A 10,146-nucleotide genomic window follows, 5' to 3' on the forward strand; every position below is an offset into this window, starting at 1 on the left:
GTAATAAACTGTACGCAGTAAAATAAATTAAAAAGCTCAACAGTAATGTTGGGCTTTTTTTATACTTTTAATACTCTTAATCTACCTTATTATGAAAGTCAAAATTACATTGTTATTACTGTTTTTAAGTAGTTTTTGTCTAAATGTTATGGCACAGCAAAACAAACCGGTTTTATTATTAACCAATGCGAAAACCGGTAAAAGCATCAAAGTTTGTGAACCAATTAATCCAGATAAAGTGGAAGCAATATTGGGTAAAGCAATTACTTTAGAGAAAGAAGTTCCAGACGATGGTGATCCACCCTATTTTGTTTTTAAATATGATGGATTGTTAATAGAATTACAAGACGATAAAATTAAAAAAGTAGACATTACCAATAAGAAATGGAAATTGAATTCATTCACTACCGGAAATTTATTGGAAGATATTGCAGCGAAGCACGAAAAACACGATGCAAAATTCGTATACGACAAACGTTTTAAAGTTAAAGATTCAAAAGCAGTAATTTTTGTAGAAATTGATAATTTGCAAAGAGTTACTAAATTGGGTGTCGTTTTTCAATAATGGAAAATAACAATATAATTACCGTTTTTGAAGATACGATGTCAAAAGTACATATGGTTATGGCAGCAATTATGTACACTTTTGCTGTGTCACCTTTTTTAGCATATATCTATTTCATTGTCGAATACGATTTGAATGCCGTTATTGTAATTAAATTTTTGGCTTATGCAATCAGTCTCTCGGCTCCGTTTATTGGTCCAGCAATTAACATTTCTGAAGAAAATACTGTGAAAGTTGATGCCAAAAATAAAACATTGATTACCGAGCAAAAGATTGTTTTTTATCAAAAAACCAAAATTACGGAAGTAACCGATTTTGATTACGTTGCTATTAATAGTTTTGGTTTTGGATATACAGTAACACTTTGGTATCAGAATAATGGATACAGACATATACCTTTAGTTAGCTTTTACAAAAAGAATAAAGCATTTCTTTATGCCAAATCTTTATGTAAAGTGATTGATGTGGATTTGTTGGATAAAATTGACACTAATAATCCTGTTTGGATTTACCGTTCAGAATTATGAAGCTGCCAGTATCTCTTTCTTCAAAACTAGAGCATCGTAAGCAAAACAATGCTTTACGTAGTTTGCCAAAAACAAATAATTTAATTGATTTTGCATCCAACGATTATCTTGGCTTTGCCCGTTCTGAAGCGATATTCGAGGCAACTCATGAGTTTCTTATGCAAAAAGGTATCAAAAGTAATGGAGCAACCGGGTCCCGATTGATTTCCGGTAATCATTCGCTATACGAGGAAACAGAAAACTATATTGCCGACTTTCATAAAAGTGAATCTGCTTTAATTTTTAATTCGGGTTACGATGCTAATGTTGGTTTTTTTAGTGCTGTGCCACAACGTAACGATGTAATATTGTATGATGAATTGTGCCATGCTTCAATACGTGATGGGATTCGGTTGTCGCAGGCAAAATCATTCAAATTTCAACATAATGATTTTGAAGATTTGGAGCAAAAACTACGCAAATTTCAATCTCCTGACTCCTCGGTTTTTATAGTTGTGGAATCAGTGTATTCAATGGATGGCGATGCACCAAATCTGGAAGAATTAGTATCGGTTTCAGAAAAGTACAATGGATTTCTGATAGTAGACGAAGCACACGCTTTGGGTTTATTTGGTGATGTAGGAGAAGGTTTGGTCCAAAGTTTACATCTTCAAGATAAATTTTTTGCCCGAATTATGACTTTTGGAAAAGGTCTCGGTTGTCATGGTGCTGCCATTTTAGGAAGTCGGGATTTAAAAGAGTATCTGGTTAATTTTGCTAGAAGTTTTATCTATACTACTGGACTTTCTCCACATTCAGTAGCTACCATTTTTATGGCATACCAACAGTTGATTAGTGGAAAGAATTCTATTGAAAAACTAAGAGATAATTGTATTCATTTCAATCAAACAAAAAACCTTTTGGGATTAAAACCAATGTTTGTCCGAAGTAAATCAGCAATACAATCTGCGATTATTCCGGGAAATGACAAAGTCAAAGCGGTAGCATTACAATTGCAATCCAAAGGATTTGATGTCAAAGCCATTTTATCACCCACCGTGCCGGAAGGACAAGAAAGGCTTCGATTCTGTTTGCATAGCTATAATTCGACAGAAGAAATAACAGAAGTTTTGCAATTTTTAAGTCAATTAATTTTTTAAAGTTTCCGAGCTTTGTGAACCGTAAAATAAAAGATTAATTATGAAAGTATTTATTACTGGTATTGGCACCGATGTTGGAAAGACTATTGCCTCAGCGGTTGTGGTTGAAGCTTTGGAGGCAGACTATTGGAAGCCAGTTCAGGCTGGAGATTTGGACTATTCTGACACCCACAAAATCAAACAGTATGTTGCCAATGACAAATCGTATTTCCACAAAAACAGCTACGAATTGAATACACCTGCAAGTCCGCATTTGGCTGCTAAGCTTGACAATATTGAAATTGAACTCAATAAGATAAAAGAACCTATAACCGAAAATCATTTGGTTATTGAAGGTGCTGGAGGTGTTCTTGTGCCTTTGAATGAAACGGATTGTGTAATTGATTTAATTCAACCGGATTATAAAGTGATCGTTGTGTCCAGACATTATTTGGGAAGTATTAATCATACCTTGTTGACAATCGAAGCGTTAAAAAGTAGAAAAATCGAAGTGGGAGGAATTATTTTTAATGGTGACAAAAATGCTTCAACGGAATCAATTATTGTAAGCAAAACTGGGGTAAAAATGATTGGGCGCATCGAAAACGAGCCGTATTTTGATACTAATGTAATTGCGTACTATGCCGATTTATTTCGTGACAACTTGTTAACATTGTGAAAAGAATGAAGTAATCGATAGCATACTTTGTATCTTTGTGCTTTAATTTTTAGAGTAAAGTTCCATTACTTTACTCTGTTTATTCTTCAAAAATGAATTTCTCTCAAAAAGATAAATTATACAATTGGCATCCGTATACCCAACATCATACAGTAAAAGATTTTCCGGCTATTGTAAAAGGAAAAGAAGCTTTGTTGTGGGATGAAAACGGTAAAGAGTATATTGACGCAATTGCTTCTTGGTGGGTAAATCCCTTCGGGCATTCCAATACATTTGTTGCAGATGCCATTTACCAACAATTAACTACTTTAGAACATGTTTTGTTTGGTGGATTTACACACAATAAGGTAGTAGAATTAGCAGAAAAACTTATTGAAATACTGCCATCAAATCAACAGAAATTTTTCTATTCAGATAATGGGTCTACGGCAGTAGAGGTGGCTATTAAGGCTTCATTTCAGTACTTTTTTAATAAAGGAATTCAGAAAAATACGATTATTGCTTTTGAAGATGCGTTTCACGGTGATACTTTTGGAGCAATGGCTGTTAGTGGTATTTCTTTATTTACCGAAGCATTTCAAGGATCTTTACTGAAAGTTATTCGGATTCCTATTCCTGTAAAAGGAAAAGAAAACGAAACGAGGGAAGCGTTGCAAAACACTTTAGAAAACCATGAAGTAGCGGCCTTTATTTTTGAGCCTTTGGTGCTAGGCGCAGCGGGAATGGTCATGTATGAACCTGAAATTTTAGATGAACTCATTGAAATTTGCAAAAAAAAGAACGTGTTTACTATTGCAGATGAAGTGATGACTGGTTTTGGAAAGACAGGAAAACTTTTTGCTAGTGATTATCTGCAACAACAACCGGACATGATGTGTCTTTCAAAAGCACTGACCGCTGGGACGATTCCAATGGCCATTACCACATTTACGAACGAAATTTTTAATGGTTTCAAAAGTGAATCGGTAAGTCATGCATTGTTTCATGGGCATACGTTTACGGCCAATCCAACCGGATGTGCAGCAGCATTAGCCAGTATTGCCTTGTTGCAAAAGGAAACAACCCAACAAAATATAGAGAGGATTTTTCAAAGTCATTTGAATTTTAAGGAGCGTATCCAAAATCATCCGAAGGTGAGTGCAACAAGAGTGCTGGGCGTTATCTTTGCTTTGGAAGTAAAGACTGATGGTGAAACCGACTATTATGGTAATTTGCGTAACACACTCTATGATTTCTTTATCGATAATGGAATTATTCTCCGTCCAGTTGGTAATATTGTATATATTTTACCACCCTACATTATAACCAACGACCAATTGGAAAAAGTCTACCAAACGATAGAAAAAGCATTAGAAATAGTTTAATTTTGTAGCTATTCCCGTCATTCGCTCTATCTTTTATTGCCATTTGTCAAAGCAATAAAAGGATGCCGCTACTACCGGGGCTAAAATATTCCCATTGAAACAAAAAATTGCCATAACCGCTCTTTCTTCTGTATCGGCTTTAGGTCATCAACCTGAAACCATATGGAATAATTATTCATTAGATTCATCTTGCATTAGTCTGCAAAAAATAGGAGATCAGGAAATCGCTGTCGCACAATTACCTTCAGAAACTAAAAAAGAAATTGAAGCGTTACGACTGTCTGAAGCAAAATACAAGAATTTAGATCCTTCTGTTTTATTTGCGATTTACACTGCTCGTGAAGCAATAAAGCAAGCCGGTTGGAAACAGAATGACCATTTTGGGATTAATATAGGTTCTTCTCGTGGCGCCACTGAATTGTTTGAAAAATACCACCAGGAATTCATCGAAACAGGCCTTTCTTCTACTTTAGCCTCGCCCACTACCACTTTAGGTAATATTTCTTCATGGGTAGCACACGATCTTAAAAGTAAAGGGCCAGAAGTGTCACACTCTATAACTTGTTCTACAGCATTACACGCTTTGTTAAATGGCGTGGTGTGGCTTAAAGCCGGCATGGCAGATAAATTTTTAGTAGGAGGGAGTGAAGCACCTCTTACGCCTTTTACCATTGCTCAAATGCAGGCGTTAAAAATTTACTCATCATCGGCAGAATGTTTGTCTTTCGATTTGGAGAAAAGTAAAAACACCATGGTACTTGGTGAAGGCGCCGCTATGATTTGTTTGGAAAGCGGAGAAAAAGAAAACGCCTTGGCTTATGTCGAAGGTGTTGGTTATGCAACGGATATTTTAGAACATAGTATTTCTATTTCCTCGGAAGCACAATGTTTTCAGGACTCGATGAAGATGGCTTTAGGTGAGATGAATCTTTGTGAGATAGATGTTGTAGTAATGCACGCACCGGGAACAGTAAAGGGCGATTTGTCAGAATACAAAGCACTTCAAAAAGTATTTGGAAATGATTTACCCATGTTAACCACCAACAAATGGAAAATCGGACATACTTTTGGTGCCTCTGGGATGTTGAGTGTTGAGTTAGCCATGATGATGCTTCAACACGATACATTTATTAAAGTGCCTTTTGCAACAGAACAAAACCTTAAAAAACCGATACGAAAAGTATTGATTAATGCTGTTGGTTTTGGTGGAAATGCCGTATCAATTGTTATCGGAAAATAACAGGATACTATTTGTCTTTTGATTCCAACTCATTCAATTTGTCGAAAACCAATTGGCTTTCCCAGCCTTTTCGAAGTAGAAAATCACAAAATTTACGTTTCTTTTTTTGAATGTTTGTTTCTCTGATTGTTTCCCATTCTTTTTCGGCCAATGCAGTAAATGTAGCAAAATAGCTTTCCGAAGAAATCTCTTTTAAAGCAATGTCAATATTGTATTTGGAAATGTTTTTGAATTTGAGTTCATTAATCAATCTGATTTTCCCCCACTTTTTTATGTTGTGCTTTCCTCTTACAAATGAGCAGGCAAATCGTTCCTCATTAAGATAATTGTTTTCGATTAGATGGACCAAGTATTCGTCGATTTCGTCTGTAGTTAATTGGAAAGATTTTAGTTTAGAAATGACTTCTTCATGGCAGCGCTCTTGGTAGGCGCAATAGTATTCTATTTTATTTTGGATTGAAGGTACAAGCATAATTTGTGACTCAAAGATATAATAAAAAGCCTAAAAAATTAATTTGTAAGATAAAGACTATGGTTTTAAAAACGCTTGAGGTCACTAATAATGAGCACTCGCTGAAAAATAACGATAAGTTTAACGTCTAAAAATTGCAAGCTTTAAAAACTTTTCTATTTTTAATGGCTTTATTTTAATTTTTAACAATTAATTCACGATAAAGCATTGAAATAAATAGGTTGTTATGAAGATTAAATTAATTGCTTTTTCTTTTCTTTTTCTTTTTTTATTGACGTCTGATTGTATCCATGCTCAGTTATTACAATGGAATACCTTTGGGAATACTGGTACAGAAACTACAGAGCCGAGCGTTTCAAATAATGCTAATATTTTACCCTCGAATCTTATCATTGGAGGGGGTGTTTCGCCAGCAGCTAATGGAAATCGCTTTGGTGGAAATAATTGGTTTGATACTGGAAATACTGTAACGGGAAGTTCTTTAACCGAAGCGATGGCTGGTAATAATTATATCGAATTTACCGTCACGCCAAATTCAGGTTTTTCATTTACACCTACCTCTTTTTCTTTTAGTTGGGACAAGTCTGGAACTGGTCCTCAAAATGTAGCATTACGATCTTCAATTGATGGATATTCTTCAAACATTGGAGTAATTGCGCCAACAGCTCCTATTGGGACTTTTAATGTTATAACCATCACAGGATTACTGAATATAACATCAGTCACTACATTTAGAATTTATGGTTATGGAGCAACAGGTACTGGTGGAACAGGAGGTTTTGATATCGCATCGAATATAAACAATATTATACTTAATGGAACTACTGCTTCTTCGGTATTGCCTAATATAAGCGTTTCGGCTTCTTCTTTGTCAAATTTTACTTATGTAGTTGGTTTAGGTCCATCGGCTGAACAAAATTTTGAGGTTAGTGGTTCTAATCTAACTGCTAATCTAACTTTGAATGCTCCAACAGACTACGAAATATCGACAACTTCAGGGGTCGGCTTTAGCAGTTCAGTTAGCCTCACGTCTACATCTGGAACCGTTGCCTCAACATCGATATTCGTAAGATTAAAATCAGGACTTGCATTAGGGAATTATAATTCAGAAAGTATTATTTGTAGTTCAACGGGAGCAACAAATCAAAGCGTAATCTGTAGTGGCAGTGTGACTAATCCATCTACAGTTTTTTCTAAAGGTGATTTTGCCGTTATTGGAATCAATTCAAATATTTCTTGCTATGCAGGAGGTTATGCAGCTGGTGATGACGAAATTAGCTTTATTACGTTTAAAGCAATTCAAAATGGAGATTCTTTTTATATCACCGATAATGGCTATGAACGGACCAGTTTAGGAGCTTGGGGCGATACAGAAGGTGTTTATCAGTTGACAAGGACCGGAAGCATAATTCCGGCAGGTACGGTTGTTACTATTCGATTGAAAACGGCTGCTCCAAATGTTGAATTTGTTTCTCCTGATGCCAATTGGGCTTATTCGAAACCTACAGGTTTTACAGGGAGTGTTGTGTTGAATTCTGGTGGAGACCAAATTTTTTTCATGCAAGGAGGAAGTTGGAATAATCCCGCAGGAGCAAATGATGCGATTTATACACCTGGAAATTATTTATATGCCTTTAATACGGCTACTACCTGGGAATCTCTTGGTGCAAGTACTCAAAAGTCAGGATTGCCAATAGATTTGCAATGTTTTAGTTTGGCTCCTGGTTCTGCTACTGATTTTTTAGAGTATACAGGACCTACAACTGCTGCCGATAAATTAGAGTGGATCGCGAGATTGAATAATTCTTCTAATTGGACCAATAGAATTTCTTGTGCAGGTTATCTTAGAACACATGTGGGACAATTGTATGTTGTGACAAATACCGGAATTTATAGTAATGGAATTTGGACAGGGACAAAAAATACAGATTGGTTCGACTGTTCCAATTGGCAAACGCTTAATGTTCCTGATAATACCATCGATGTTGAATTGAATGGAACATATGCTGTCAGAGATGCAATAATTGATATTTCTTCTACTAATGCTTCTATTTATGGAGGGATTGCAAAATCTAAGAATTTAACGATTTCAACTCATAAAGTTCAGTTGGAAAGCAACGTCAATAATAAATTGGAAGTTTATGGTGATTTTTCTATTATCGGAACTGGCTCTTTGGATATGGATGATGCCAACAATAGTACTGCTGATGGACAACTATACTTACATGGTAACTGGACAAATAATGTAGGTAATGTAGCTTTTTCTGAAGGAAATGGAACTGTTCTGTTTTCAGGAACAACTCCTCAAATAATCAATACTGTAACACCCGAAGGGACTGAAACATTTTATAATGTAGTGTTGAATAACCATTTTACAACGAGTGTTTCAAATGATCTATTAGCAAATGGAGATTTGACAATCAATGCTTCAAAAACAGTAACTATTTCTTCAAATGATTATATTCAGGTAGGAAAAAATGTAGTAAACAATGGCACTTTAACGATTCAGGATGATGGCTCGTTACTACAGGTGGACGATGCAGGAACCTATTCTGGAAGTGGCTCTAATTCGTTAACTAGAGTTGCGGAAAACTTGAAGTTGTTCGATTATGTCTATTGGTCCTCTCCGCAAAATAATTCGCTATTTGCAACAATTCCGAATAGTAGGTATTATGAATGGGTGCCTGATTATGCTAATCCAATAGGTTATGGTTATGGAAACTGGTTTACTCCTTCAGGTAGTATGATGACCAATGGGAAAGGTTATATTTTTAGAGTGCCAAATGGTAATCCAACACAAACGGTTACTTTTACTGGAAGCCTATTCAATACTGGAGTTATCACTTCACAACTAAAAAAAGGGCCATATACTTCAGCAACCGTTATTCCTCCAGGAGTGAATGGTCCGATAACAAGTACTGATGATAATTGGAATTTACTAGGGAATCCGTACCCATCTGCGATAGATGCAATTGAGTTCGCCAGCGATAATAGCGGTGTTCTGGAAAATGGAGAGGTTTCCTTGTGGAGACATTTGACAGGGATTAGCGATACAATATTGAGTCCGTATTATCAGTCTTTTGTTTATAATTACACATCGAATGATTATGTGACTTATAATGCTTCGGGATCGGTTCCAGCCGGTGCTTTTGACGGGAAAATAGCTTCTGGTCAGGCATTTTTTGTGCGAATGAAAGATGATGTGGCTGTTCCAAATACATCGAATGCAGTGTTCAACAATTCGCAAAGAAGCAGAATTCATAATAACAGTCAGTTTTTCAGAACTACAAACACAACGGCTGAAGTAGCAACAGAAAAACACAGGATTTGGTTGGATTTAGTTAACCCCAATAATAGAGCAACTAGCCAGATGATAGGTTATGTTGAAGGCGCTACTAACGCTGATGATTTCTTGTATGAAGCAAAATCAAGTTTGAAATCGGGTTTCCAGTTCTATTCATTAATTGCTGATAAAATATATAAAATTCAGGGAAGACAATTGCCTTTTGACCAGAATGATACAGTGCCTCTTGGTGTAATTGTTCCCACGGATGGTAATTATACTATTGCTATTAATTCGGTGGATGGTCGATTTGCAGAAGGGAATCTTAAAATTTATCTGGAAGATAAATGGACAGGTGTTATTCATGATTTAAAAGCATCGCCGTACCAATTCAATGTGGCAAAAGGGAATTATACTAACCGTTTTCTTCTTCGTTACCAAGAACAAAGACTTTCAGATGAAGATTATGTGGTAAATGATACTACAGTTCGTGTTTTTGTTACCGATGAAGTAATTAAGATTACCTCCGATAAACAATCTATTCATACATATGAAGTGTACAATCTTCTCGGTCAGTTATTAAAAATAAAAACAGATTGTAATGCTTTAGAGGTGAATGTGTCTGATTTTGGTAATAAAAACCAAACATTAATTGTCAAGGTTCTTTTGGATAACGGAACTTTGATCAGTAAAAAAATCATTTTTTAAAATATCTAAAAAACAACTACGATAAAACCCTCAAAAAAAGATATTCTTTTGAGGGTTTTTTAGCTAAAAATTAATAGTTTGAAATTGTATTTTCTTTTAACGAATTGATTATGAGTAATATTGTAAATATTTCGTAATTTTAATCCAGTTTCTTTACAAAGTTTATCCCGCTTTTTAGTGTAGTGTTTTC

Annotated in this window: 8 protein-coding genes; 7 read left to right on the top strand and 1 reads right to left on the bottom strand. The window is 35.4% G+C overall.

The window, feature by feature from the left end; genetic code table 11:
• Window positions 1-91 precede the first annotated feature (91 nt).
• From ACFO7M_RS05260 to ACFO7M_RS05285, 6 genes are all read left to right on the top strand, one after another.
• Window positions 92-565 carry a hypothetical protein gene (locus tag ACFO7M_RS05260; protein ID WP_379717366.1) on the top strand — a complete coding sequence of 158 codons (474 nt, stop codon included), beginning with the start codon at window positions 92-94 and terminating at the stop codon, window positions 563-565.
• Window positions 565-1,092 carry a hypothetical protein gene (locus ACFO7M_RS05265; RefSeq protein ID WP_379734419.1) on the top strand — a complete coding sequence of 176 codons (528 nt, stop codon included), beginning with the start codon at window positions 565-567 and terminating at the stop codon, window positions 1,090-1,092. The genes ACFO7M_RS05260 and ACFO7M_RS05265 overlap by 1 nt, the downstream gene beginning before the upstream one ends.
• A complete protein-coding gene (locus ACFO7M_RS05270) occupies window positions 1,089-2,231 on the top strand; it encodes an aminotransferase class I/II-fold pyridoxal phosphate-dependent enzyme (protein ID WP_379734421.1) in 1,143 nt (380 codons plus the stop codon). Before ACFO7M_RS05265 ends, ACFO7M_RS05270 begins: the two co-directional genes overlap by 4 nt.
• A 40-nt stretch (window positions 2,232-2,271) precedes the next feature.
• Window positions 2,272-2,889, top strand: a complete 618-nt coding sequence (bioD, locus tag ACFO7M_RS05275) for a dethiobiotin synthase (protein ID WP_379734423.1) — start codon at window positions 2,272-2,274, stop codon at window positions 2,887-2,889.
• A gap of 92 nt (window positions 2,890-2,981) precedes the next feature.
• Complete coding sequence (gene bioA / locus ACFO7M_RS05280) at window positions 2,982-4,253, top strand: adenosylmethionine--8-amino-7-oxononanoate transaminase (protein ID WP_379734425.1); 1,272 nt, start codon at window positions 2,982-2,984, stop codon at window positions 4,251-4,253.
• Window positions 4,254-4,347: 94 nt separating this feature from the next.
• A complete protein-coding gene (locus ACFO7M_RS05285) occupies window positions 4,348-5,493 on the top strand; it encodes a beta-ketoacyl synthase N-terminal-like domain-containing protein (RefSeq protein ID WP_379717356.1) in 1,146 nt (381 codons plus the stop codon).
• Between the two features lie 7 nt (window positions 5,494-5,500).
• Here ACFO7M_RS05285 and ACFO7M_RS05290 read toward each other — a convergent pair whose 3' ends face one another.
• Window positions 5,501-5,965, bottom strand: coding sequence for a regulatory protein RecX (locus ACFO7M_RS05290; RefSeq protein WP_379717354.1), 465 nt, complete (start codon window positions 5,963-5,965; stop codon window positions 5,501-5,503).
• Window positions 5,966-6,191: 226 nt separating this feature from the next.
• Between ACFO7M_RS05290 and ACFO7M_RS05295 the strand changes: the two genes are divergently transcribed.
• Window positions 6,192-9,956 carry a hypothetical protein gene (locus ACFO7M_RS05295; RefSeq protein WP_379734427.1) on the top strand — a complete coding sequence of 1,255 codons (3,765 nt, stop codon included), beginning with the start codon at window positions 6,192-6,194 and terminating at the stop codon, window positions 9,954-9,956.
• Window positions 9,957-10,146: the final 190 nt, after the last annotated feature.

It is taken from the genome of Flavobacterium sp. GCM10023249 (assembly GCF_042653365.1).
In the GTDB taxonomy this organism is placed as follows: Bacteria; Bacteroidota; Bacteroidia; order Flavobacteriales; family Flavobacteriaceae; genus Flavobacterium.